Genomic DNA, 25,025 nt, shown 5'->3' with positions numbered 1-25,025 from the left:
AGGAGGTCGAGCGTGGCGGCGCTCTCAGAGATCCTCATTCTGCACGGCCACCTGCCCATCGAGCATCTCGACGAGATCATGGCGATGGACGAGACCGACGAATCGGCCGTTCGGGGCCTCGTTGAACGCGGCGTCGTCACGGAGCTGCAACTCGCGAAGGCGCGGGCGGCGCAAGCGGGCACACCCTTCATAGAACTCGTCGACTATCCGGTCGATCACGCAGCCGTCTCGCTCGTGAGCGCGGCCACGTGCCGACGCTACAACCTGCTGCCCATCGCGCTCGCTCCGGGCCGCATCGTCGTGGCGATGGTGAACCCCGGCGACGTGTTCGCCATCGATGACGTGCGTCAGGCATCCGGTCTGCAGGTCGTATCGGTCGTTGCGGAGCGTGGCGATTTGCTCGCCGCCATCGCGCGCTATCACCGCGCCGACGACGAGCTGAGCGACCTCACGAGCACGCTCGAAGAAGAGAACGCCGCCCAGGCGACGGATGCCTTCAGCGTCGGCGACAACGTCGAAGACGATGCCCCCATCGTGCGCTTCGTGAACCTGCTCGTGAGTCAGGCCATCGAAGACCACGCTTCGGACATCCACATCGAGCCGGGGGAGAGCAGCGTCGGGGTGCGCTATCGCATCGACGGCGTGCTGCACCAGATGCAGTCGGCCCCGAAGAGCATCCAGAACGGCGTCATCAGCCGTCTGAAGATCATGAGCGACATCGACATCGCCGAGCGTCGCAAACCTCAGGACGGTCGCATGTCGGTGAACTCCGGCGGCCGCAAGATCGACCTGCGCGTGGCGACGCTGCCCACGGTGTGGGGCGAGAAAGTCGTCATGCGTATTCTTGACAACACCAACACGAGCCTCGACCTGCGCGACCTCGGTTTGAGTGAGGCGAACTCCGAGATCTATCGGAACGCGTACTCCAAGCCGTACGGCATGATCCTGGTCACGGGGCCGACGGGTTCCGGTAAGTCGACGACGCTGTACTCCACCTTGAACGCCGTGGCGCGGCCCGAGGTGAACGTGATCACGGTCGAAGACCCGGTCGAGTACCGCATGGCCGGCATCAACCAGGTGCAAGTGAACCCGAAAGCGGGCCTGACGTTCGCGAGTGCGCTGCGCAGCATCCTGCGAAGCGACCCCGATGTGGTGCTGCTCGGTGAGATCCGCGACCACGAGACGGCCCAGATCGCCATCGAGGCCTCGCTCACCGGCCACCTCGTGCTCTCCACGCTGCACACCAACGACGCGCCGAGCGCCGTGACCCGCCTGATAGAGATGGACATCGAGCCGTTCCTCGTCGGCAGTGCCCTGGATTGCGTCGTCGCCCAGCGTCTCGCGCGCCGGCTCTGCGAACGCTGCAAGCAAACCGTGGTGACGGATGCCGCCCAGCTCGCCGCCCTGCGCTTCGACGTGGAGCCCGAGGTCGGTTCGGTCGCAACCTACGGTCCTAAGGGCTGCTCGAGCTGCTCGAACACGGGCTACCGCGGACGCCTCGCTCTGCACGAGGTGATGGCGGTCGGCGAAGAGATCGAGCGCCTGGCGGTCTCGCGAGCGGCGTCATCCGACATCGCCCGGGCCGCGAAGAACGGCGGAATGCGCACCCTTCGTCAGGACGGCTGGCTGAAGATTCAGCAGGGCCTGACCTCGGTGGAAGAGATCATGCGGGTGATCGTGTGACCGGCTGTGACAACAAGGAGAAGCTATGACCCAGCAAGACGACCTGCCGGTGAACCCTTCGGGAATCTCATTCGAGGACTGGGCGGCCCTGCTCACGGGAACCGCGGGGAGCTCCGCCATCACACCTCCGACCCCGACCGCCCCAGTGCCGCCTGCAGCCGTGGCTCCGACGTCGACTCCCTCGCAGGCGACTGACCCGATCGCTGACGCTCTCGAGGCGAATTGGCGCGCTCAGCTGCGGCAGGAGGCGGAGCGCGATGCATCACAGACGCACTCAGCCGAGCCGACTCCCTTCCCCACGCGTCCGCGAATTCGCGAGGCGGCCACCGACGAGCCCAACCCGTTCACTGACGGGTTGCGGCCGATGCTGCCGGGCCAGACCGTGTCGACAGCTGATGCACCACATCCCGCGCCGAAGACGGACGTGAAGCCTGTCGTCGCCGAGGCGAAGCCGGTCGCGGAAGAGCAGCCTGCTTCATCGGTCAGTGCGAGTTCCGCAGTCTCGACAATCCCACCCGCCCAGTCCGCAGCAGCGCTGGTGTCGCCCGTGACGCCAACGGTGCCGCTCCCGCAGGCGGCGCCCACCGTCCCGCTCCCGCAGGCGGCACCGACCGTGCCGTTCGCGCCGCCGGCCTCGTCGTTCGCCCCACCGGTTCCGCCGGCCGCAGCCGCATCATCTTCTCCCGATGCAGGAGCGGCCGAACGTACTGCATCCGCGGCGCCCCTGCCGACTCCGCCGAAGCTCACTGCTCCCGCAGTTCCGGTCTCGCCGGCTGCAGAGGCCGCTGCGCCTCCTCAGGCGTTGGCGCCGGCTCGGCCCGGTGCGCCGAAGCGGCCGAAAGCGGAAGAAAGCGACGTGACGCGTCTCACCGCTCGCGACGATTCCGACCGTGATCTCGTGAAAGCTCTTACCGAGGTCGTGCTGCAAGGCGCATCCGACCTTCATGTGACGGCGAACACCGCTCCGACGATTCGCGTGCACGGCGGACTGAGTCAGCTGCCCGGCCCGGTGTGGACGAGCGACAAGGTGAAACAGGCGATCTACACGATCCTCTCCGAAGATCAGAAGAAGAAGTTCGAGCGCGAGCTCGAGCTCGACTTCGCCTACGCGATCTCGGCGAACGCCCGCTTCCGCGTGAACATCTATCAGCAGCGCGCGAACGTCGGAGCGGCATTCCGTCTCATCCCGACCGAGATCAAGACCCTCGACGAACTCGGTGTGCCGTCGTCCGTCGCGAAGTTCTCAACGCTCGCTCGCGGACTCGTGCTCGTGACCGGCCCGACCGGTTCCGGTAAGTCGACAACGCTTGCGGCACTCATCGACCTCGTGAACTCCACCCGTGCCGACCACATCGTGACGGTCGAGGACCCCATCGAGTTCATGCACAACCACAAGAAGTCGCTCGTGAACCAGCGCGAGGTCGGGCACGACACTCACAGCTTCGCCCAGGCGCTCAAGCACGTTCTGCGTCAGGACCCCGACGTTATTCTGGTCGGCGAGCTCCGTGACCTCGAGACGATCTCCGTGGCGCTCACGGCGGCCGAGACCGGCCACCTGGTGTTCGCCACTCTGCACACCCAGAGCGCGGCGCAGACCATCGACCGCGTGATCGACGTGTTCCCGCCGCACCAGCAAGATCAGGTACGGACGCAGTTGGCATCGACTCTGCAGGGCGTGGTGACGCAGACGCTCGTCAAGAAGGCCAGTGGCAACGGCCGTGTCGTGGCAACCGAGGTGCTCGTTATGACGCCGGCCATCAGCAACCTCGTGCGTGAGGGCAAGACCTACCAGATCGCATCGATGATGCAAGCTGGCCGTGATCAAGGAATGCACACCCTCGACCAGCACCTCGCGAGCCTGGTCGACGCTGGAACGATCACGCGTAAGGCCGCCGAGGAGAAGGCGCAGGAGCCCGGAGAGCTCAGCCGCCTTATCCAACGCACTGAGTCTCCGACGGATGCCTCGGCTCGCGCGATCGCCGCCAGCGGCATCGACTTCGGCGACACCTACTCGCAGGCCAGCTGATGGCGGCACTCACCTTCGCCTACACGGGCAGGGACGCCAAGGGAAAGAAGGTCAAGGGGAAGCTCGAGGCCGCCAGCCAGAGCTCTGTTGCAGTGCGCCTCGGATCGATGGGCATCGCCCCTATCAGCATCACCGAGAGCGCCGAGGGAACCGGTCTTCAAAAGGAGATCTCGATCCCGGGTTTCACGAAGGGCGTGAAGCTCAAGGACCTCGCGATCATGAGCCGCCAGATGGCGACCATGATCGGGTCGGGCCTCTCGCTGCTCCGAACCCTCAACATCCTGGCGGAGCAGACGGAAAACAAGCCGCTCGCCAAGATTTTGTCTCAGGTGCGCGATGAGGTGGAAAGGGGCACCGCGATCTCTGACGCGATGCAGCGCCACGCTGACACGTTCCCGCCGATCATGATCAACATGGTGCGCGCAGGCGAGACGGGCGGCTTCCTCGATGAGGCGCTGGATTCGGTTGCGGTGAACTTCGAGAAGGAAGTGAAGCTCCGCGGAACAATCAAGTCGGCGCTCACCTATCCGGTGATCGTGCTCATCATGTCCGTCGTTGCCGTGGCAATCATGCTCATCTTTATCGTCCCCATCTTCGAAACCATGTTCAAGGGCTTCGGCAGTGCATTGCCTCTGCCGACTCAGATCTTGGTGACTCTTTCGAAGTCGATGATCTACATCGTGCCGATTTTGGCGATCGGCAGCATCGCATTCAGTGTTTGGTGGTCGCGCAACAAGAACACTGAGCGGGTTCGAAAGTTCCTAGACCCAATCAAGCTGAAGCTGCCAGTCTTCGGGTCACTGCTCAAGCGAATAGCGGTCGCGCGGTTCGCACGCAACTTCTCGAACATGATCGGTTCGGGTGTTCCCATCCTGCAGGCGCTCAACATCGTGGGCGAGACCTCCGGGAACTGGGTGATTGAAGACGCCCTGAAGAAGGTCGCTGAATCAGTGCGCCAAGGACAATCGATCTCCGGGCCCCTGCTGGCCCAACCTGTTTTCCCGCCGATGGTCACACAGATGATCGCGGTCGGTGAGGATGCCGGTTCCTTGGAGACGATGCTTGACAAGATCGCCGACTTCTACGACCAAGAGGTGGAATCGGCCACTGAGCAGCTCACTGCGGCCATCGAGCCACTCATGATCGCGTTCCTTGGCGTGGTGATCGGCGGGATGGTCGTCGCCCTCTACATGCCGATCTTCAGCATCGCCAGCGCCATCAAGTAGCCGGCGAGAACTTCAGATTTTCTTCACCGCGGCTCCGCGCCTATTGATTTCCGGCGGACTCGAAAGTACCCCTGATCTGGGGTCGGATGCGTGGGATATCACCCCCGCGCGGGGGATTCTGCCCTAGACACGGTCGCCAATACCATCAGGAACGGCTGGTCCGCAGGACCGGTTTCACTGTCACCCTACGGACAAGAATGGACAATCATGCGCAGCATGCTCACCGCGCTCGGCGACCGCCGGGCGGCATTGCAGAATGACGAAGAAGGACAGAAGGGCTTCACGCTCATCGAGCTCCTCGTCGTCGTCATCATCATCGGCATCCTGGCCGCTATCGCCATCCCGGTGTACCTCGGCATCCAGGGAAACGCTCAGGACAGCGCTACCAAGTCTGACCTCACTAACTGGAAGACCGGGGTGGTGGCAGCTCAGACGAGTAACAATGGGGTAGTTCCTGCCGACGCGGCCGCGGCCGGCGTCGTAGCAACGGATGGATCGTCCTCGCCCGTTTACGGAACGAACGGCACAACGAAGTTCTGCATCGCGGCCAAGAGCGTCTCAAACAAGATCTTCGTCATCACTGAAGCTGCGTCGGCCAAGGTTTCCGCTGCAACGTCGACTTCAGGGGCATGCGCCGCCACCACGGGACTGCCCACGTACTAACAGCTAACGTGCGCATGGCTGACGGCTCTGCGCACGCGAGTGGGGTCGGCGAACGCCGGCCCCACTCGCGCATTCCTCGAACCCGCACACCGAGCAGAGGACGGAGAGGCGATGCGATCATTTCTTGAACCCAACGAGCGAAGCGGCGATGCAGGCATCGGTATCGTCGAGATCCTGGTCGCGCTCATGGTGTTTGCTGTGCTCGCCGTAGGAATCGCCTACTCCCTCACTTACACCATGCGCATGACCCGCGACAATCAGGCCCGCCAGGTCGCCGTAAACCTCGCCTCCTCCGACATCGACAGCGTGCGGGCCGACGGCGATCCGTTTGACATCTTCTCTGATTCCTACGACGTGGCCATTCCCTCTGGCGACACGTACAAGGTGACGCGTGTCACGTCTTGGGTCACCCCCACCGGCAGTGACGCAACCTGTGGAACTTCCGGCGGCGCTCTTCAATACAAGCATGTGAGCGTCAGCGTCACATGGACGGGCATGCTCTCGTCGACGAATCCTGTCACCTCTGACACCCTGATCGCACCCAGTCGACGCATCAACGATCCGAGCAAGGGCACATTGCTGATCTCCGTGAAGGATGCTTCAGGCGGCGGTGCTCAAGGTGTCACCTTCGTTTCGACGCCAGCCCAAGCGACGACACCGACCGACGAAGACGGATGCAGCTTCCTCCTGCAGGTGGCGCCCGGCACATACACGATCAAGCTCAACACCGCGGGCTACATCGACTACGCACAGAACGCGAGCCCTTCGATCACTCGAACGGTGGCCGCCGGCTCCTCAGCGTCGTTCTCCTTCCAGTACGACCAGGCGGCCACGTACACCCTGGCGTACGCATCCAACTCGCCAGGGCCGGCAGCGAAGCTCCCGACGAATCTCGACACCACCTTCATCAATACCTACGGTTTGTGGCCGATGACGGCCGTCTCCAATCCCGCGAAGCTACACCCGTATCCCGTTGGTTATCAGGCCGTCGCTGGCAAGTATGTGCCTCAGACGCCGACAGTGGCCGGTTGTGAGTCTCCCGATCCAGAAGCCTGGGATCCGGTGGGCCCAGCATCGGCGCCCACTCTCGTTGGCACACGAGTACAGGCTCAGACGGCGGCTCCTGGCGGCTCAGCCAATCTGTCCGTGCCAATGGGAATCGTCAACGTTGCGGGTGGACCCGTCGCGAAGCTGGTCGCAGTAAGTGAGCCTGACACACCATTGACAGGGCAGCCCACCTGTGCCGATGTTGGCACGGCACCCGCGACACCTGCGATGACCTACCAGTTCGGAGCAGTCATCCCCGCGACCGGCTCCGTGAAAATCGCCCTTCCCTACGGGAGCTGGCGCTTGTTCTCGAATAGCGGTACGGACGCCAGCCCGGTTCTGCTGCCGATCCCGGCCCCGCGGGTCTCTCGTGTGACGAGCGGTTTCGGTCCAGACATCACCGGTCTCATCGCACTCGATCCGCGAGCTGCTCCATGATCGGCGCTCGGTTGGCGGGTGTCGGCCGCCGGTGCCCGAAATCGCCGGAGGCTGGACTTGGACTAGCCGAACTCATCGTCACGATCATGCTTGGGCTGCTCGTGTTGACGATGGTTGCGAGCCTGTACATAAGCACAGCCAAATCCGTGTACCAATCGCGCAACACGAACGAATCGACGGCGGGAGTCTCGAACGCCGTCAACGAGCTCAATCGCGTGATCAGATTCGGCACCGAGAACCCACGAGCGACTGTGAGCCAGCCGGATCCAGCCTTTCTGTCGGCCGAGCGAGAAGGTCTCACTCTCTACAGTGACGTCGATGTGGATGCATCGGTGAAGCCCGTCGGTGCTTACCCCAAGCCTCAGATCGTTCGCTTCGCAATCGACGCGACATCCCGCCAGCTCATCGAGTCGCGCTGGTCTGCGACGGCATCCGGCGAGTTCTGGACTTTCCCTAACTACCCGGGAACGGCGACGTCGAGCCGGAACCTCGGCGGAGTCTTTGCGCCCGGTACTACGACTCCGCTGTTCACCTACTACGACGCGAATGGGGCGGCCATCACGACGCCGGTTACCGGCAGTATGTCCACCGCACTGTTGAAGACTGTCGCATCGGTCAAGGTGACCGTGACGATGAGAGCCGCGAGCAATCCCAACGCGCCGTTCGTCACTGTGGTCAATACGATCACGATGCCCAACCTCGGACGGTCTGGAGTGGTGTCATGAATCGTCTACGTTCGGCTTCTCTTCGCCTGCGTGGCGATGAGGGCGGTGTCGCGCTCGTCGCCGTCATCGGTCTGTCGATGATCATGCTGATCCTGGTGACGACCGCGGTGAGCTTCAGCATCAGCGGGTACAAGAAAGCGCGCACCGACCAGAACTGGGATGCGGCTCTTGCGGCCGCATACGCCGGGGCCGATGAATACGGCAGCCGTCTGTCCAATGACAGCACCTACCAGAAGTACGGCAACCCGTTAGCGCCCTTCACTGTGGCGATGGGCAGCGCGAGCACCGTGAGCCTCCCGACCGGGGCCAACGCGAACCCGGCCTTCGGCCTCGGCACGGGTCCGAACACCTGGGCCGACATCGCGGGTTCGGCCAACCGAGCCTCATTCCGGTATGAGGTCGACAACTCGCGATACAGCTCAACGGGCGTGATTCGCATCCGTTCGACCGGCCGAGTGGGCCAGACGACGAGAAGCGTGATCGTCGACCTCAAGCAGAAGGGATTCATCGACTTCCTCTACTACACCGATCTGGAGGTCATGGATCCCCAGATCTCGAGCATGAACTGCATCAACGCATCGACCGGCAAGGTCGACTACGCGGTCATGAACGGCACAACGGACACGAAGCACGACACCGACTGTCAAGAGATCAACTTCGCCGCAGCGGACACCTTCTATGGTCCTGTTCAGTCGAACGACACCCTTCGCATCTGCGGTGCGCACTTCACCGGACAGGTGAAGAGCGCTGGAGTGCTGCCGTTCGTGAAGCCTTCTGGGTGCGCCGACGGCGTCTACGACATGGGCGCACCGACGGCCTCCGCTCCGTACGACTTCCCGCCGACGAACCAGCAGATGTCACGGGAAGCCAGGATCGATCTGCCCGAGGTCCCGCGACCGGGGTGCATGTACACAGGCCCGACGACCATCACCCTGACCGGTGACGGAAAGATGAACGTCGTCTCCCCATGGACGAAGTTCACCCAGCCTTCCTATACCGCGGGCATCAACAGTGCGAAGCCGGACTCGTGCGGAAAGATCAGCGACCTTCAGTCGACGGCAGGCGCGACGATCAACGTTCCAGATCAGAACCTCATCTGGGTCCAGAACGTTCCGACTTCGAGCACAGATCCCAACTACACGTCTTCGTCGTCCACTCCAAGCAATTTCAGCTGCACGGGGTCGGGTGCCACCTCCGGATGGACCTTCACGAGTAGCACCACCACCATTCAATATCCAGCGACCAACGAGGTCATTCCGCCGACATCGTCATCGACCGTGCCGGCGTATGCCTGTCGGAATGGCGACGTTTTCGTCAAGGGCACTCTCAAGGGGGCGTTGACGATCGCCGCTCAGAACTTCGTCTACGTCACCGGCGACATCGTCTACAAAGACCAGGCTGTCGATGTCTTGGGACTCGTCGGACAGAACGCCGTATGGGTGTGGAATCCGATGAAGAGTTCGACGAACTGCACGACCAACTCCGGTAGCCGGGCGACAAGTTGCGCCCCTCTTCTCACAGACACTTCTCGCACGATCCAAGCTGCGATCCTCTCCGTCGCCCATACGTTCCAGGTGCAGAACTACGAGGCTGCTCCTCAGAGGGGTTATCTGCGCGTGCTCGGCGCAATTTCGCAGAAGTATCGAGGCACCGTGTCCAAGGGGTCGACTGTTGTCGGAGGAGTGGCTGGCGTCTCGGATGGCTACGTGAAGGATTACCACTACGACACGCGCCTGCGCACCACCGCACCGCCGAAATTCCTCACGCCGACGTCGACGACCTACGGCGTCACGCGCTACACGGATGTCGCGGCCGCCTTCAAGGCGAGCGGGGCGAACGGCCCGTGAGCGACTTCTTCAACAGCCCGCTCCTGTGGGTCGTACTGATCGCGGCAGGCGTTTTCGGTCTGCTCATCGGGTCCTTCCTCAACGTCGTGGTTTACCGGGTGCCTAACGGGATGTCGATCGTCTCGCCTCCTAGCGCCTGCCCCACCTGCGGAAAAGGGATCCGAGGGTTCGACAACATCCCGGTGCTCTCGTGGTTGCTGCTTCGGGGTCGATGCAGGACGTGCCGCGAGCCGATCTCACCGCGCTACCCGCTTGTCGAGCTCGGAACAGGGCTTTTCTTCGTCGCCGTTGCGTTCTGGTTCGCCTACGCGGGCGCAGAATCCGGAGGATTGACGGCCAGCCGAGTGCTGCTCCTCGTCGCCTTCCTCTATCTGGCAGCCGTGAGCGTAGCGCTCGCGCTCATCGACATCGACACCCACCGACTGCCCAACGTCATAGTGCTGCCGAGCTACCTTGTGGCCGGCGTTCTACTCGGAGCGAGCGCGATCTTCGCGGGCGACGGCGGCGCTATTCTTCGCGCGGGCATCGCAATGGTGGTTCTGGCCGGTGCATACCTGCTCATGGCGCTCGCCTATCCGGGCGGCATGGGTCTCGGCGACGTGAAGCTCGCTGGCGTTCTCGGCCTCTACCTGGGTTACCTCGGCTGGGGCCAGGTGCTCGTCGGAGCCTTCGCCGCTTTCGTGCTCGGCGGAGTGTTCGCGCTGGGCCTCGTTGTGGCTCAGCGGGCGACGCGAAAGAGCGGCATCCCGTTCGGTCCGTGGATGCTGGCGGGGGCGTGGGTCGGCATCTTCTTCGGCGGCGCGATCTGGGACGGATACCTGAGCCTGATGGGACTGGCATGACCTTCAAACGTTCGACAACTGGTTGGGAGTGAACATGGCTAAGAGTGTCGTGGGAATCGACATCGGCAACGGGTCGATTCGAGCCGTGGAAGTGAGTGACCCGACCAAGCCTCGCCCGACAGTGCTCCGGTACGGCGAAATCGCGATCTCGGCCGAGGCGGCCAGTCGAGGCGAGATCGTGGAGCACAACAACGTGGGGGCGGCGCTGAAGTCGCTGTGGAGCAAGAGCGGCTTCCGTAGCAAGAATGTCGTACTCGGGATGGGCAATCACCGAGTGCTGGCTCGAGACCTGTCCATTCGCAAGATGCCTCTGAAGAGCATTCGCGAGGCGCTTCCCTTCGAGGTGCAGGACATCCTCCCCATTCCCGTTGCCGATGCGCTTCTCGACTTCTACCCGGTCTCCGAATCCATCGGGGAGCAGGGGCCGATGGTCAACGGCCTGCTCATCGCAGCGGTGAAGGAAGCGGTACTCGGCAACGTGAAGGCCACGCAGGTTGCTGGGTTGACGGCGCTGGATGTCGACCTGATCCCGTTCGCACTGTCCAGGGTTCTTCTGCCGCGCAATCGCTCGCACGACACCGTCGCCCTCATCGACCTCGGAGCGGATACCACGACCGTCGTCGTGTGCCGCAGCGGGGTTCCCCAGTTCGTGCGCATCATCCCCGCCGGTGGAAACACCATCACCGAGGCGCTGTCGGTCGGCTTGGAGATCAACCCACAGGAGGCCGAGACCATCAAGCGCGACCTCGGGCTCGCCTTCTCGATCTCGACCATGGAGGAGAAGGCGGCCGTGGACATCATCTATCGCGTCGCAAGTGAGCAGCTCACGAGTCTGAGGAACACCATCGTCTACTACGCGAGTACCCGGCCCAGCGATCCGATCAGCGGAATCATGCTGACCGGGGGAGGGTCACTCCTCAAGGGATTCTCCGCTGCACTGTCGGATATGACGAAGCTTCCGGTGATGGTGCAGGATGCGTTCACGAACGTCACGATGAGTCGTTCCGTTGACGAGGGCGCTCTCAGGGCGCAGAGCCTTCGATACTCTGTCGCACTCGGCCTGGCGATGGGAAGTGCAGCATGACCAGCGGAAGCGTCGCGGGAGCCTCGGCTGCCGGTGGAATCAAGCGTGCCAAAGGGATGGGTGCTCACCGTCGGGCTGAGGCGCAGCGAACCAAGGAAGAACGGCTAGCTCGCAAGGTTGCTGCGCAGCAGGAGGCCAAAGCCGCTCGCGCAGCGGGAAAGACCGCCAAGAAGGCGGCTCCTGCAGACGCTGAGTCACTGTTCCAGACCTTCCAACCGAACGCCCGTCCCGATGCCGAGCGGAAGAACACGCCGGCTCCGAAGAGCCGCGAGGCGGCACCGCAGACCGCAGGTGGCGAACCGCGTGTAAGCCTCCTGCCGGTCGAAGTGCTCAAGGCGCGCAACGCCAAGGCAATACGGCGCAGGCTGAGGCTTGGAGTCATCGGGGTGGCTGCTGTTGTCGTGCTCGCGACGATCCTGGCAACGGCGTTCGCGATTCAGGCCCAGATGCAACTCACGGCAGCGCAGGAACGCACGACAGATCTGCTCGCGCAGCAGGCGACATTCAGCGACGTCAGGCAGGTTCAGCAGCAGGTCGAGCTGACACGGGCGGCGCAGCAAGTGGGCGGATCCACGGAGGTCGACTGGAAGGCGTATCTGGAGAGCGTGCGATCGACGCTTCCGGGAAGTGTCACGATCACGTCGGTCGACGTCGATTCGGCGTCCCCCATGGCCGTGTATTCGCAGCCCACCGAGCCCCTTCAGGGCGCGCGCATCGCGACACTCAGTTTCAGCGCCGAAAGCAGCACTCTTCCCGACGTGCCGACCTGGCTGACGTCGCTGGCACAACTGCCGGGATTTGCCGACGCGCTTCCTGACTCAGTGACGCTTGACGAGACAAGCGGCGTTTACACGGTGGCCATCACGATGCACGTGAACGACGCAGCTTTCACACACCGCTTCGACGAGAAGAAGGCCGAGTAATCATGGACCGTCACAGGCTGTGGGTCATCGCCTACATCGTCATCGCCGTCGCCGTCGTCGCGGGCGGTTGGTTCCTCGGCGTTCAACCCCAACTCGCCGCTGCTGGCGGGGCGATCGTCCAGCGTGCAGATATCGACGCCTCCAACGCCACACAGGAGAAGCTGATCGTTCAGCTGCAGAAAGACAAGGACGGCATCGACGCTCTCAAGGCAGACCTGGCGACCCTGTCCCAGTCAGTGCCCTTGGGCACTGGCGCGCCGGACTTCGTGAACCAACTGCATGCACTCGCCCAGTCGAGCAATGTCACGCTTTCGGCGTTCTCGGTAGCGGAACCGACGGCGTACGCACCCGCTGTACCCGATCCAGCAGCGGCAACCGCCGCGGCGGCTGCCTCTCCTGGGGCGACCCCGAGTCCGACGCCGACCCCGACGCCGGCAGCAACACCTGCGCCCACTCCGGCGGCTCCAACCCCGGGGATGCCCCCCGCGACGAACAGTCTCATCACCGCGAGCAACTTTGCCACGATGCAGGTCGACATCTCGGTGAAGGGCGATTACGCCAACGTCATGAACTTCGTGAGTGGACTTCAGACGGGGTCGCGCCTGTTCTTGGTGACCAGCCTGTCGACCAAGAAGTCCGATGGCGAGTCGGTGGATGGCACGATCTCCGGATTCATCTACGCTCTGGTCCCGCCTGCGGCACCGGCGGCACCAGCAGCAGCCGACGCGGCAGTTGCAGCGAAGTAGTGACTCCGGCCGCCGGATAGCAACCCCCGCACGCCTCCCGCTCCGGCGGGCGCCCCATTGCTACAGTGTGCAATGACTGGGCGCCCGCTGGGCGCGAGAGGAGAACGCCATGAGCACGACCGAGCCGAACGGCAAACGCGAACCGGCCGAGCCTGTTGACGCATCCGTCGACACGCCTGTGGTTGCAGATCCCGTCGTGGCCGAGCCCGTCGAGAGCGACCGCGCGGATGCCGTTCCCGTCGAGGCCGACCGCGCCGACGAGGTGCCGGCGCGGGACGCGGATGTTGCCGCCGACCGCCTCGAGGCCGATCGCGTCGACGCGGGGCGCCCCGCGGCCGTTCCGGTCGAGACGGCCGACGCATCCGTTGCCGATGACACCGTCGGCGACACCCGCTCCTACGAGCCCGTCGCAGCGGTAGACGAGCAGGTCGACGGCGTGCGTGTCGAGACCGTCGATGAGTCGCGGTATGTGGCTCCGGCTGAGGACCCGATCCCGGCGTCGGCTCCCGTCGAGACCACGGCGACCGAGCAGTACCCCGGTGCCTACGCCGCTCCCACGCCGAACGACGCCTACCCGGCGCAGCAGCCCACTCCTATCTATGTGCAGGCGCCGACGCCGCCCGTGAACAAGGGCAACCGCGGCTTCGGCATCCTCGTCGGCCTGCTCGCCACGCTCGCGTTCGCCGTCATCTACAGCGTTGTGTCGCTCGTCGTCGCGGGTGTCTACAACGGTGCGGATGCGATGAACTCCTTCGCGGACTTCCTCCCGCGCCCGGTGTTCTGGCTGCCGATCATCGGCTTCTTCGTCGCCTTCGCAATCGTCGCCGCGATCATCAACCGCGCCGGCTGGTGGTCCTGGGTGCTCGCCGGCTTCTTCGTGGGCGTCTTCGTGTACTTCACCTACATCGCGGCGGCCCTGCTCACGGTGCAGGCCTGGACGCTCACGCTCGAGGAGGCCAACCGGTTCCTGGCCAACCAGTGGACCTCGCCGCTGGCCATCGGCGCTGCCGTGATCGGCCGGGAGGTTCCGATCTGGTTCGGTGCGTGGATCTCGTCCCGTGGACGCAAGGTGACCGAGCGCAACGTCGCCGCGCGCCGCGAGTACGACCGCAAGATCGCGGAGGGCCCGGTGATCGAGCGCCCGTAGGGGGCGCGGTCCGAGCGCACGTCGCGGCGCTTCGACAGGCTCAGCGAACGCTCGTGGTGGGTGCCGCTGCAGGGCCGTGTTCGATGGGCCGGCGGTTCCGAGCGCACGTCGCGACGCTTCGACAGGCTCAGCGAACACGCGTGGTGAGTGCCGCTGTTGGGGTGCGGCGCGCGACGGGGTGATTGGTCCCTGAGCTTGTCGAAGGGACGTGCCGCGAGACGGGCGCGTAGGCTCGTCAGGGTGAACGCCTACCAGCGCTACGCCGTCGTGGTCGCCGCGTTCGCGACCGCCCTCTACCTCGCGCTCGTGGTCGCCGCGTTCGGCATGCTGAGCCTCATCACCGATCTCGAGGTCATCTCCGATCGGGATGCCGGGGCCTTCGTCGGCCCGACCATGGTGGGCATCACGGTGATCGGGGTGGCTCTCTCGATGGTGATGCTCGGCATCCGTCGCCCGCCGGCCCAGCAGCGCATCTATATCGGCCTGCCGATACTCGTCGGCCTGGGCGCCTACTTCGTCTACCTCATCGTCGGTGCCATCCTCGCGGTGGTCGGTGAGGGCGATCCGTTCGCCTTCGTGCTCTTTCTCGGAGGCCACCTCGGCGATCCGTTCGCCATCAGCATCGGCGTGCTCGCGATCCCCGTCGTGATCGCCTACGAAGCCACGCTCGTCGCCCGGGGGCACGGAGGGAGCCGGCCGCACTGGCCCTGGGAGCGCGACGAGGACTGACCCGCACGACGCCCCGTGTCTCCCGAACGAGGGGAAGGGCGCCGTCGCGCGCTCTGCATACACTTGTGCGGGGGATGGGAAGCGCTCCCCATCGACACGGTCGCCGCTGCACGCTTGACTGACTGGTCGATGACAGCGATCGCCGGCGACTGCGCCGGCGCAGGCGAGGAGCAGTAGTGAGTGTGACCCACGACCTCGACGACGAGATCGTGCCGGGTCTGCGACCGGATGGCACACCCGACCCCGACTACGCCGCCCGTCTGGGCCTGGTGGCCGCCACGCCGCTGCGTCGCTCTCTCGCCTTCGCGACGGATGCCGCCGTCTGGATCGCGCTCTCGATACCCGGACTGATCGCAGGCGTCCAACTGGTCTCCCTCTCGGGCGAGCTGGCGAACGGGAAGGTGTCCGCGGTGACACATGCCCTGAGCGGCATAGCCATTCCCGCGCTCATCAGCCTCGCCGCGACCACGGTGTTCGGTCTCGTGCAACTGCTTCTGCACGGCATGCGCGGAATCACCGTCGGCAAGGCGATCGCCGGCATCCGGTCGGTCAACGTCGCTCGATTCACCGCTCCCGGATTCTGGCGCGTTCTGCTGCGCGTGCTCGTGCTGTACGCCTCGCAACTGGTGCTTCCGCTCATCGGCCCCGCCGTACTGTTCGCGTCGAGCTTCTGGGACGACGAGCACCGCGGGCGCAGCTGGCTCGACCGCATCGGCCGCACGTGGGTCGTTCGCACGCGCGGTGGCCTCGATCCCTTCGACACCCGGGCGATGCGCCAGGCCAAGCGCGCCCTCGACGCCCCGGTGCGCACGGCCGCGACGCCGCTGCCCTCGCTCGCCACCGGAGCCGGCGCGACCCCGTTCGCGCCCGGGCCGCGGCTTCCCGCCGGCGTCATCGGCGCCGCGGCGACGGATGCGGCGGCCGACGACTGGCAGCCGCCGGCGTTCTCGGGCGCCGATGCGCGCACAGACTCGGCGCCGGTCGCCCCCTCCGCCAACCCGCCGGCGGCCGAGGTCGCAACACCGGGCTCACCCGCGGTCGAGGCACGGGAACGGCGCACCGCGGTCGCCCCCGCCCGCACCGCGACGACTGCGACGACCGCGACGCCGATCACCGCCGCCACCCTCACCTTCGACGACGGCACCCGCCTGCGCGTGAGCGGCGACGGAGTCATGGGTCGCAACCCCGAAGCCCGCGCCGGCGAGCGCATACGTCACGCCATTCCGGTCGATGACCCCTCGATGCGCATCTCGAAGACGCATGTGAGTTTCGGCATCGACGCCCAGGGGTTCTGGGTGAGCGATCGGGGTTCCACGAACGGCACCCTGCTCGCGACCGTCGGCGACGAGCCGCACGAGATCGTGGCAGGTGAACGCGTCCACGTGCCGTGGGGCGCCTCGGTGCAGATCGGTGGGCGCAGCTTCAGCGTCGCCCCCGCGGAAGGTGATGCATGAAGGTCAAGCTCGCGCTCAAACGGCAGTCGGGGTCGCCGGTCGACATCGTCGTCACCGCCGACTCGACCGCCACGGTCGAGGATGTCGCGCGTGCGATCGCCCGCAACGACCCCGCCGCGCCGGTGCTGGCCTCGGCTCCGGGCATGCGCCTCACGCTCACTGTCGCGCCGCCGACGGGCGACGCGCCCACCACGCTCGACCCCGACCACGTCTTCAGCGAGAGCGCGATCGGCTCCGGATTCAACGCCACCGTCGTTCCGCACACCGGCCGGGTGGGCTCGCACGCCGGAGCGGCTCCGGCGGCCGCCGAGCTGCGCATCCACAACGGTCCGGATGCGGGGCGCACCATCGCGCTTGCGGCGGGCAACAGCGTGCTCGGGCGCGGGGCAGACGCCGACGTCGTGATCGACGACCCGCTCATCTCGAAGAAGCACGCCCGCATCGAGACGGCCGCCGGCGGCATCGAGATCGTCGACCTCAACTCGGCCAACGGGATCGTCGTCGATGGAACGCTCGTTCAGCGCCTGCGTGTGATTCCCGGCCAGCGGCTGCTGCTCGGCGACACCGAGGTCTCGCTCGTTCCCCTGGCCGGGGCCGGCGGGGAGAGCGACCCCGTGCTCGAGCGCGGCGGCGGGCTGCTGTTCAACCGCTCGCCGCGGGTCGAGATCCGGTACAACGGCACCGAGTACCCGCATCCGGCCATCCCGTCGGAGGCGACACCGCGGCTGTTCCCGTGGGCGATGATCGTCACGCCGATCCTGCTCGGCATGGTGATGTTCGGCATCACCCAACGCGCGAGCGCGCTGCTCGTTGTCTTCGCGTCGCCGCTCATGATGCTCGGCAACCTCATCGGGCAACGCACCCAGACGGGCAAGAAGCTGCAGCGCGAGGTCGAGACCTTCGAGACGCAGCTCGAGCGGCTCGAAGACGAGCTCACCGAACAGCGTGCCGTGGAGCACGAACGCCGCCACGAGGAGGCGCCGGCCGTCGCGACGGTCTACGAGCAGGCGATGCGCCTCGGCCCGCTGCTCTGGACGCGCCGCCCCGAGCACTGGAACTTCCTCTCGCTGCGCCTCGGCACCGGCCGAGCGCCCAGCCGCAACAGCATCCGGGTTAACGAGAACAACAACGGCATTCCGCGCTACACCCGCCAGGTGGAGAAGCTCACCGAGGCGTTCCGTTCCATCGACGACGTGCCGATCACCGAGCACTTGCAGCTCTCGGGTGCGCTCGGCATCGCCGCCCCGAAGCCGCTCGCCGCCGACATCGTGCGCGGCCTCGCGGTGCAGCTCTTCGGAACGCACGCGCCCAACGAGATCATCACCGCCGCCATCGTCGACCCCGGCTGGACCCGCGAGCTCGAGTGGATCAAGTGGCTGCCGCACACGACGAGCCCCAAGTCGCCGGTGGCCGACTTCGCCCTCGCCGACAACCAGCCGGCGGGCACGCGCCTGCTCAGCGCATTGGAAGAGATCATCCTCGAGCGGCTGAGCGGCACGCCTACCCGGCGTGGTCCCCTGCGCGACGTGGACACCTCGATCGCACTCGGCGGCCAGGTGGGGGAGGCGACCGAGTCGGGCTCCTCGCCCGATGGCGACATGGCCCTCGTGCTGTTCGTCTCCGCGGACCCGCCGGTCGACCGGCCGCGATTGACCCAGCTCATCGAGCGGGGAGCGGATGCGGGCATCTACACGATCTTCCTCAGCCCGTCGGTCGAGGCGCTGCCCGCCGCCTGTCGCACCTTCATCGACGCCACCGCCGGTATGGATGCCGCCCGTGTCGGCTATGTGCGCGCGGGTCAGACCTACGAGCCGATCACCCTCGAGGGCGTCTCGGCGGGTTATGCCGACATGTTCGCCCGGCGCCTCGCCCCGGTGATCGACGCGAGCGCGGTCGCACAGGACTCGTCCGACCTACCCGGCAGCGTCTCGATGCTCGGACTCATCGGCCACGAGCTCGCCGATCAGCCCGCCGCCGTTCTCGAGCGCTGGCGGCAGAACAACTCCGTGCTCGACCGCTCCGGCATCCCGCTGCCCCGGATGCGGCGGGCCGGCACGCTGCGGGCATTCGTCGGCCAAGGGGCGGCCAACGCGATGTCGCTCGACCTGCGCACCCAGGGTCCGCACGCCCTCGTCGGTGGAACAACCGGTGCCGGCAAGTCCGAATTCCTGCAGGCGTGGGTGCTCGGCATGGCCGCCGAGTACAGCCCCGACCGCGTCACCTTCCTGTTCGTGGACTACAAGGGCGGCTCGGCCTTCGCCGACTGCGTCGAGCTGCCGCACTGCGTCGGGCTCGTCACAGACCTGAGCCCGCACCTCGTGCGACGGGCGCTCACGAGCCTGCGCGCCGAGCTGCACCACCGCGAGCACCTTTTCAACCGCAAGAAGGCCAAAGACCTGCTCGAACTCGAGAAGCGCCGCGACCCCGAGACGCCGCCGGCGCTCGTGCTGGTGATCGACGAGTTCGCCGCACTGGCCGGCGAGGTTCCCGAGTTCGTCGATGGGGTCGTCGACATCGCCCAGCGCGGGCGTTCGCTCGGCATCCACCTCATCATGGCCACACAGCGGCCGGCCGGTGTGATCAAGGACAACCTGCGCGCCAACACCAACCTGCGCGTCGCCCTGCGCATGGCCGACGAGTCCGACTCCAACGACGTCGTCGGCGAGCCGGTCGCCGCCGGATTCGATCCTGCCCTTCCCGGACGCGGCATCGCGAAGACCGGGCCAGGGCGGCTCGTGCCGTTCCAGTCCGCCTATGCCGGTGGCTGGTCGGAGGCCGCCGTGCAGAGTGCCGATGTCACGGTGAGCGAGCTGCGCTTCGGCCCCTCGGTGCAATGGGAGCGGGATGCGGGCCCCGAGTCGGACGCGCACGATGAAGACCTCGGGCCCAACGACCAGAAGCGCATGGTGCGCAGCTTCATCGCTGCGGCGACCGAGGCGCGAATCCCCGCACCGCGACGCCCCTGGCTCGATGATCTGCCCGCGAGCGTCGACATCCTCGACCTGCCCGCGGAGGGCGACGTGGCCATCACCCTCGGCCTGGCCGACCTGCCCGCGCGGCAGCGCCAGGAGGCGATGACCTTCCAGCCCGACCGCGACGGATCGATGCTGGTCTATGGAACGAGCGGTTCGGGCAAGTCCACGATCCTGCGCACCATCGCCGTCGCGGCCGGGCTGCGCCCCGACCTCGGCTCTGTCGAGGTGTACGGCCTCGACTTCGGTTCCGGCGCCCTGCGGTCCATCGAGTCGCTTCCGCACGTCGGGTCCGTCATCGGGGGTGACGACGGCCAGCGCGTGCAGCGACTGCTGCGTCAGCTCTCCGGCGTGCTCGACGAACGCGGCCGCCGCTTCAGCGAGGCCAACGCCGCGAGCCTGTCGGAGTTCCGCCGCCTGACCGGTTCGACCGAGCCGCGCATCCTTTTGCTGCTGGACGGCTTCGGTCCGTTCAAGGCCGACTGGGATTCGACGACGGCTCGACTGCCGTTCTACAACGCGTTCATGCGTATCCTCGCCGAGGGGCGCCCGCTCGGCGTGCACGTCGTCGCCACGGCGGATCGCGCCGGTGCCGTGCCGACCGCGGTGAGTGCGAACATCACGAAGCGCGTCGTTCTGCGCATGTCGGAGGAGTCGGCCTACCAGGTTCTCGGAGTCGCGAAAGACGTACTGTCGGATCGATCGGTTCCGGGTCGCGCCGTCGTCGAGGGCCTCGAGACGCAGCTCGCCGTTCCCGGAGGCACTCCCAACGTGGCCGAGCAGTCCACCGCGATCGACGCGATCGCCGCGCGGCTGCGCGCCGCCGGTGCGCGGGAGGTGCCCGAGATCGGGGCGCTTCCCACCGAGTACTCCGCGTCAGAGCTGCCCGCTTCCGCCGGCGGAGAGCCCGTGCTCGGCATCGCCGACGACACGCTCGCGGCGATCGGCTTCGAGCCCGTCGGCACCTTCGCCGTCACCGGTCCGCCGCAGAGCGGCAAGACCACGGCGATGCGGTCGCTCGTCGAGGCCGTCATGCGGTTCGACCCCAGCGTGCGGCTGTTCCACATCGCCGGCCGCCGCGCCCAGTTGACGGATGCCGCGCCCTGGATGCGATCAGCGACCACCTTCGCCGAGGTGAAGGAGCTGGCGAAGGAGCTCGCCGAGGTCGTCGGCGACGACAGCATCCCGGGCCGCATCATGGTCGTCATCGAGGGGGTGACCCAGTTCGCCGACACCGAGGCCGAGCGCCCGCTCAAGGAGCTCTTCCAGGCCATCAACCGCAGCGAGCACTTCCTCGTCGGCGATGCGGACGTGGCGAACCTCTCGAGCGGCTTCGGATTCATCGGCGACTTCAAGGCGGGCCGACGTGGCATCGCCCTGAAGCCGGATGCCTTCGACGGCGACTCGGTGTTCAAGACGCCGTTCCCGAAGGTCAAGCGCTCCGACTTCCCCGAAGGGCGCGGAATCTTCGTGCAGAACGGGCGCGTCACCACCGTGCAGCTGCCGTTGGTGGACGGTGCCAGATGAGCCGCTGGGTGGGTATGGGGATCTCTCCCCATCGCGGTCGCCGCGAGGCCCGGATTAGGTTGAGGGAGATCGGATGAGCAGGGGAGGAGACCAATGTCAGACGTACTGATCAGCTTTTCGGTGCTGAACCAGCTCAACGGTTCGTTGAAGCAGATTCTCGTGGAGCTCGAAGAGGCGGAGGAGCGCGAGGGCGACCTGCAGGACGCCATCGGCCGGCCCTGCGGCCGCGACAAGCTGCGTGATCGCGCGCACGACTTCGAGGGCAGCTGGGACGACAAGCGCTCCAAGCTCAAGGAGGACCTGGGCAAGGTGCAGCAGCACGTCGAGCAGGCGGGCCAGGGTTGGCAGGACTGGGACACGAAGGCCGCGAACAGCCTCAAGGTCGATGCGGATGCCGCATCCAAGCTTCCGAAGAAGAACTGAGGGAAGAACACGTGGACACGTCACCCAAGGGTCGCGAGATCGAGTGGATCGAAGGCAATGCGTCCGACATCATCTCTCGCGGCAACCAGATCCACAGCCTCGGCGAGCAGATGATCGGCTCGGCCGGCATTCTCGAGGCCATCCATGACGGCGCCTCGGGCATGAAGGGACTCTCGCTCGACAAGATCCGCGAGGTCGTCGGCGATGTCTTCAACGACCTTCGTGCGGCGGGGAAGCTCTACGGGCCCTCCGGCGAAGCGATCCGTAACTACGGCAGCGCACTCGCGGAAGTACAGACAGGGCTGCGCGGAATCATCGACGACGCCGAGGACTACTGGCACAAGTACTCCTCCGCGCAGGCGCATTGGAACGAGCTCGACAAGAAGGCCCACGCCCCGCAGACGCCGCCGCCGGCTGGTCAGACAGGCAAGACGCCCGAGCAGACCCAGCTCGATCACGACCTCTCCAGCGCCGACACGCAACGTGATCACTACAAGGCCCTCTTCGACGCCGAGGGCGAGAAGTACGACGCGAAGTGGGACACCTGGGACGAGGCGTTCGAGAGCGCCGCGTCCAAGATCAGCGATGCCATGGAGTCCGGCATCCACGACCACTGGAATGACAACCTGGCGGGCTTCGTCGAGGTGGCTCTCAAGGTGCTCGCCTACGTCGGACTGGTGCTCGCCGTGCTCGCGCTGGTCATCGGCGGCCCGATCATCGCAGCACTCGCGACGATCGTCGCCATCCTCACGCTCATCGGCACGATCTACCAGATGACCCAGCATCGCGCCGACGGCGTCGACCTGGCTTGGGCCATCGTCGGGGTAATCCCGTTCGCCAAGTTCGCGAAGTTCGCCGAGGGCGGCGCCGTCGGAGCCAAGGCCGTCGGCAAGGGCTTCGTGGCGGCGGACGACTTCGCCGAGGGCTGGGGCCAGGTGAGGAACGGCTGGTCGGCCGCCCGTACCGCGTTCAACGGCGGAAGCGGCCTCGCCCACTTCACCGGTGGAGCGAGCGGGCTCTGGAGCGGGGTGCGGTCGGGATTCTCGACGACCGTCACCGGCCAGAACATCCTCGCGCGGTACATGGGCCTAGCGGACGCCGGCAAGTTCGCCGACCTCGGCAGCTCAGTGGCATCCACCCGGAATCTCGCGACCGCCGAGGTCATCCTCGGCCACGTCGGCGAGGTGAACGTGAAGACGACCGTGGCGAACATCGTGAGCATGGCCGACCTCATGAGTGACGACGGACCTGACGTCGAGACGTGGGAGAAGGAGCTGGCGTCGACGCGGTGACCGATAAGGTGGTCTGCGTTGTGCGCTCATCGCATCGGGGGAGGGCCGCGTGTCTTTGAAGGACGAACTGCTCGGACGGGCGGTGCCGGGCTTCGGAATCGTGCTGCCGGCCGGCTGGGAGGAATTCCGGCCGGATGCGCAGGCGGAGGCCGCGTTGGTGGCCCGCGCGGGCGCGCGACTCAAGCCGGCGCATCGCCCAGACCTGTATGGCCAACTTCGCGCTCAGTTGCATCGTGCCATGGAGGACCTGCGTCGGCGGGACGGCATCGCGCTGTACCTGCAGACCGACGCACCGGAAGGGCTTGTCATGCCCATGAGCATCACGGCAACCCGCGTAAGGGCGCAGCCGGGAATGAGCCTCGACAGCCAGGTCGTCTCCCTCATCCGTGACCACGGTGCGCACCCCCTGGGCGGTGACTCCTCGATGCTGCGCTGGGAGAAGGACGACGTGCAGACCATCGGAGCGGATCGGGCGGCGACCCACACTCTCGCCTACCTCACTCCGGTACCGGGCTCGGCCCGACGCGAAGCCGTGCAGTTCACGACGGTCATCGCGCATCCCATCGACATCTCCCCGGAGGACGACGTGGTGCGCAGCCTCACAGCGGTCTCGGACACGATCATCTCGACCTTCCAGTGGGTGCCGGCATGATCATCGAGCTGCTGACCCCGGATGCCAGCTGGAGCGTGCTTCCGCGGGAGTTCCCGACTCCCGACGGCCTCGACCATGACGAGTGGATCGGCGCGGTCAGCGCCCTCTATGCCGGCAGTCCCGCCGGTTCTGCTGCGGCGGATGCGGGCGAGCTGCGTGAGCTGTTCGACGCCGCGCGCGGCCAGATTCTGCCCGGAGATCTTCACACGCTCCTCTTCCGCCCGCTCGAGGTTCCCGCGATCGCCATCATCCATGTCGAAGTGCTCGCCTCGGATGCCGTGGACTCCCGATCCCTCGACTGGGCGCTCATCCCCACGGTCGACCTCGCCCTGCCACCCATCGTCGAAGACGTCGAATCGCCCGAGCTCGGCCGGGGCAGGAAGGGTGCCTTCATCGTCGCCGACCGCTTCGCCGACGACGTGACCGCGGGTGGTCTGAGCTATGCATTCCCCACCCGGCATGGAGTGGTGCACGTCTTCAGCAGCCCGAGCACGCCGACCATCATCGGCCTGCTCGAGGCCGAGCTCGATGAGATCGTCAACACCATCCGTATCCGCGAATCCCCCGCAGGCCAGACCGCGGACGAAGAGCCGCGTACCGAGGATTCGACACGATGAGCGCCGATCCGTCGCAGCCTGCGCTGGCCTCCGTGCAGGTCGCGGGCACCGTCGACCGCTCACCTGAGGCGATGGCCGCCCTCGAACGTCGCGCACTTCTGTCGGCCCCCGAGGCGGTTCCCGCGATCGACGCCCTGGTGGACGCCTTCCGGCGCCGGCTGGGCGAGATCGACGCACGCCTCGACGCGACGGCGACCCTCGCCGAGCTGCGACGACGCTCCGATCCGCCGCTCTCGCCGCGCGGGAGAATCATCCGCTCCATCGCAGGCTTCCTCCTGCTGATCGTGCCCGTCCTCGCGCTGGCCCTGCTCGTCGTACGCCGTGCGGTTCCGCTCGATACCGCCCTCGTCGCATCCGCCGTTCTCATGGTCGTGGCCGCGGTCATCGCCCTCGTGATGGCCATCCTGTCCGTGCGCGAGGTGCATCTCGTGCGCTTCGGCACCAATTACCTCGTGGGCACAGCCGTGGTCGCCGCCCTCGAGGCGATCGCCGCGGTCGGACTTCCGGCGTGGAACCCCCGGCTGGCCGGCGAGAGTCCCGGTGCGCCCATCGCCGTGAACGTCGTGGCCGCCGTCGTCGTGGTCGGCTCGTGCCTCGTCATACGGCAACGGTCGAGCTCCCGCGCACGGCAGGTGGCGGCTGCGACGAGCGACCTCGAACCCCGCGTCGCCGACATCGTCGAGGAGGTCGACCGGGCGCGCTCCGAAGCCCTGACGGCACTCGGGGCGCTTCCGACGGATGCCGCCACGGCGGCCGCGCTCGCCGATCGGAACGCGGCAGTCGCCGCCCTCGTCAAGCGGTACCTTCTGGTCGCGGCCGACGGAGCGGCCCTGGAGGCGATGCCTCTGGGGGCGTTCCAGCTGATGCCCGGTTACCTTGCGATCGTCGATGGAGCGCGTCGTTAGCCCTTCCGCGCGGATGGCCGGAGAACTCCGACGCGGCCGTGAACCTGCGTCGCTGGC

The 25,025-nt window shown here is 66.3% G+C and carries 20 protein-coding genes and 1 pseudogene; all 21 read left to right on the top strand.

Features of this window, described 5'->3' with window-relative positions; translation table 11 throughout:
- Window positions 1-12: 12 nt before the first annotated feature.
- The 21 genes and pseudogenes from WDJ51_RS06995 (at window position 13) to WDJ51_RS06895 (ending at window position 24,968) form a co-directional block, all read left to right on the top strand.
- The gene (locus tag WDJ51_RS06995; RefSeq protein WP_337851713.1) at window positions 13-1,683 is read left to right on the top strand and encodes a GspE/PulE family protein; all 1,671 of its coding nucleotides are present in this window, start codon (window positions 13-15) and stop codon (window positions 1,681-1,683) included.
- Between the two features lie 856 nt (window positions 1,684-2,539).
- The gene (locus tag WDJ51_RS06990) at window positions 2,540-3,709 is read left to right on the top strand and encodes a type IV pilus twitching motility protein PilT (protein ID WP_337851712.1); all 1,170 of its coding nucleotides are present in this window, start codon (window positions 2,540-2,542) and stop codon (window positions 3,707-3,709) included.
- Window positions 3,709-4,935 (top strand): type II secretion system F family protein, encoded by a 1,227-nt coding sequence (locus WDJ51_RS06985; RefSeq protein ID WP_337851711.1) that lies wholly within the window; start codon window positions 3,709-3,711, stop codon window positions 4,933-4,935. The genes WDJ51_RS06990 and WDJ51_RS06985 overlap by 1 nt, the downstream gene beginning before the upstream one ends.
- A gap of 207 nt (window positions 4,936-5,142) precedes the next feature.
- Window positions 5,143-5,598: a type II secretion system protein gene (locus tag WDJ51_RS06980; RefSeq protein WP_337851710.1), complete on the top strand. Its 456-nt coding sequence runs from the start codon at window positions 5,143-5,145 to the stop codon at window positions 5,596-5,598.
- A 111-nt stretch (window positions 5,599-5,709) separates the two neighbouring features.
- On the top strand, window positions 5,710-7,083 hold the full coding sequence (locus tag WDJ51_RS06975) for a type IV pilus modification PilV family protein (RefSeq protein WP_337851709.1): 1,374 nt from the start codon (window positions 5,710-5,712) through the stop codon (window positions 7,081-7,083).
- Window positions 7,080-7,808 (top strand): hypothetical protein, encoded by a 729-nt coding sequence (locus tag WDJ51_RS06970; protein WP_337851708.1) that lies wholly within the window; start codon window positions 7,080-7,082, stop codon window positions 7,806-7,808. Before WDJ51_RS06975 ends, WDJ51_RS06970 begins: the two co-directional genes overlap by 4 nt.
- A complete protein-coding gene (locus tag WDJ51_RS06965) occupies window positions 7,805-9,655 on the top strand; it encodes a hypothetical protein (protein WP_337851707.1) in 1,851 nt (616 codons plus the stop codon). The genes WDJ51_RS06970 and WDJ51_RS06965 overlap by 4 nt, the downstream gene beginning before the upstream one ends.
- A pseudogene (locus WDJ51_RS06960) lies at window positions 9,652-9,942 on the top strand (prepilin peptidase); the annotation flags it as partial. The gene WDJ51_RS06965 and the pseudogene WDJ51_RS06960, both read left to right, overlap by 4 nt.
- A gap of 42 nt (window positions 9,943-9,984) precedes the next feature.
- Complete coding sequence (locus tag WDJ51_RS06955; protein ID WP_337851749.1) at window positions 9,985-10,497, top strand: prepilin peptidase; 513 nt, start codon at window positions 9,985-9,987, stop codon at window positions 10,495-10,497.
- A gap of 34 nt (window positions 10,498-10,531) precedes the next feature.
- The gene (gene pilM / locus WDJ51_RS06950; RefSeq protein WP_337851706.1) at window positions 10,532-11,581 is read left to right on the top strand and encodes a type IV pilus assembly protein PilM; all 1,050 of its coding nucleotides are present in this window, start codon (window positions 10,532-10,534) and stop codon (window positions 11,579-11,581) included.
- A complete protein-coding gene (locus tag WDJ51_RS06945; protein ID WP_337851705.1) occupies window positions 11,578-12,504 on the top strand; it encodes a hypothetical protein in 927 nt (308 codons plus the stop codon). The genes pilM and WDJ51_RS06945 overlap by 4 nt, the downstream gene beginning before the upstream one ends.
- 2 nt (window positions 12,505-12,506) lie before the next feature.
- Window positions 12,507-13,250, top strand: coding sequence for a hypothetical protein (locus WDJ51_RS06940; RefSeq protein ID WP_337851704.1), 744 nt, complete (start codon window positions 12,507-12,509; stop codon window positions 13,248-13,250).
- Between the two features lie 109 nt (window positions 13,251-13,359).
- On the top strand, window positions 13,360-14,397 hold the full coding sequence (locus tag WDJ51_RS06935; protein WP_337851703.1) for a hypothetical protein: 1,038 nt from the start codon (window positions 13,360-13,362) through the stop codon (window positions 14,395-14,397).
- A 240-nt stretch (window positions 14,398-14,637) separates the two neighbouring features.
- Complete coding sequence (locus tag WDJ51_RS06930) at window positions 14,638-15,126, top strand: DUF6121 family protein (RefSeq protein ID WP_337851702.1); 489 nt, start codon at window positions 14,638-14,640, stop codon at window positions 15,124-15,126.
- Window positions 15,127-15,302: 176 nt separating this feature from the next.
- The gene (locus WDJ51_RS06925) at window positions 15,303-16,580 is read left to right on the top strand and encodes an RDD family protein (protein ID WP_337851701.1); all 1,278 of its coding nucleotides are present in this window, start codon (window positions 15,303-15,305) and stop codon (window positions 16,578-16,580) included.
- Complete coding sequence (locus WDJ51_RS06920; RefSeq protein ID WP_337851700.1) at window positions 16,577-21,079, top strand: FtsK/SpoIIIE domain-containing protein; 4,503 nt, start codon at window positions 16,577-16,579, stop codon at window positions 21,077-21,079. Before WDJ51_RS06925 ends, WDJ51_RS06920 begins: the two co-directional genes overlap by 4 nt.
- Window positions 21,080-21,172: 93 nt before the next feature.
- Window positions 21,173-21,502, top strand: a complete 330-nt coding sequence (locus WDJ51_RS06915; RefSeq protein ID WP_337851699.1) for a hypothetical protein — start codon at window positions 21,173-21,175, stop codon at window positions 21,500-21,502.
- An 11-nt stretch (window positions 21,503-21,513) separates the two neighbouring features.
- Window positions 21,514-22,794 carry a hypothetical protein gene (locus WDJ51_RS06910; RefSeq protein ID WP_337851698.1) on the top strand — a complete coding sequence of 427 codons (1,281 nt, stop codon included), beginning with the start codon at window positions 21,514-21,516 and terminating at the stop codon, window positions 22,792-22,794.
- A 49-nt stretch (window positions 22,795-22,843) separates the two neighbouring features.
- Window positions 22,844-23,446 carry a hypothetical protein gene (locus tag WDJ51_RS06905; RefSeq protein WP_337851697.1) on the top strand — a complete coding sequence of 201 codons (603 nt, stop codon included), beginning with the start codon at window positions 22,844-22,846 and terminating at the stop codon, window positions 23,444-23,446.
- The gene (locus WDJ51_RS06900) at window positions 23,443-24,063 is read left to right on the top strand and encodes a hypothetical protein (protein ID WP_337851696.1); all 621 of its coding nucleotides are present in this window, start codon (window positions 23,443-23,445) and stop codon (window positions 24,061-24,063) included. Before WDJ51_RS06905 ends, WDJ51_RS06900 begins: the two co-directional genes overlap by 4 nt.
- Window positions 24,060-24,968: a hypothetical protein gene (locus tag WDJ51_RS06895; protein ID WP_337851695.1), complete on the top strand. Its 909-nt coding sequence runs from the start codon at window positions 24,060-24,062 to the stop codon at window positions 24,966-24,968. The genes WDJ51_RS06900 and WDJ51_RS06895 overlap by 4 nt, the downstream gene beginning before the upstream one ends.
- Window positions 24,969-25,025: the final 57 nt, after the last annotated feature.

The sequence above is a fragment of the Rathayibacter sp. YIM 133350 genome (assembly GCF_037404875.1).
In the GTDB taxonomy this organism is placed as follows: domain Bacteria; phylum Actinomycetota; class Actinomycetes; order Actinomycetales; family Microbacteriaceae; genus Orlajensenia.
This window is presented reverse-complemented; position numbering and strand designations above follow the sequence as displayed.

Bases quoted from the DNA above. Each gene is read 5' to 3' on its own strand.
- pilM (WP_337851706.1), top strand. From the start codon at position 10,532: ATGGCTAAGAGTGTCGTGGGAATCGACATCGGCAACGGGTCGATTCGA.
- WDJ51_RS06975 (WP_337851709.1), top strand. From the start codon at position 5,710: ATGCGATCATTTCTTGAACCCAACGAGCGAAGCGGCGATGCAGGCATC.
- WDJ51_RS06940 (WP_337851704.1), top strand. From the start codon at position 12,507: ATGGACCGTCACAGGCTGTGGGTCATCGCCTACATCGTCATCGCCGTC.
- WDJ51_RS06900 (WP_337851696.1), top strand. From the start codon at position 23,443: ATGATCATCGAGCTGCTGACCCCGGATGCCAGCTGGAGCGTGCTTCCG.
- WDJ51_RS06980 (WP_337851710.1), top strand. From the start codon at position 5,143: ATGCGCAGCATGCTCACCGCGCTCGGCGACCGCCGGGCGGCATTGCAG.
- WDJ51_RS06895 (WP_337851695.1), top strand. From the start codon at position 24,060: ATGAGCGCCGATCCGTCGCAGCCTGCGCTGGCCTCCGTGCAGGTCGCG.
- WDJ51_RS06945 (WP_337851705.1), top strand. From the start codon at position 11,578: ATGACCAGCGGAAGCGTCGCGGGAGCCTCGGCTGCCGGTGGAATCAAG.
- WDJ51_RS06915 (WP_337851699.1), top strand. From the start codon at position 21,173: ATGTCAGACGTACTGATCAGCTTTTCGGTGCTGAACCAGCTCAACGGT.
- WDJ51_RS06920 (WP_337851700.1), top strand. From the start codon at position 16,577: ATGAAGGTCAAGCTCGCGCTCAAACGGCAGTCGGGGTCGCCGGTCGAC.
- WDJ51_RS06970 (WP_337851708.1), top strand. From the start codon at position 7,080: ATGATCGGCGCTCGGTTGGCGGGTGTCGGCCGCCGGTGCCCGAAATCG.
- WDJ51_RS06935 (WP_337851703.1), top strand. From the start codon at position 13,360: ATGAGCACGACCGAGCCGAACGGCAAACGCGAACCGGCCGAGCCTGTT.
- WDJ51_RS06965 (WP_337851707.1), top strand. From the start codon at position 7,805: ATGAATCGTCTACGTTCGGCTTCTCTTCGCCTGCGTGGCGATGAGGGC.
- WDJ51_RS06985 (WP_337851711.1), top strand. From the start codon at position 3,709: ATGGCGGCACTCACCTTCGCCTACACGGGCAGGGACGCCAAGGGAAAG.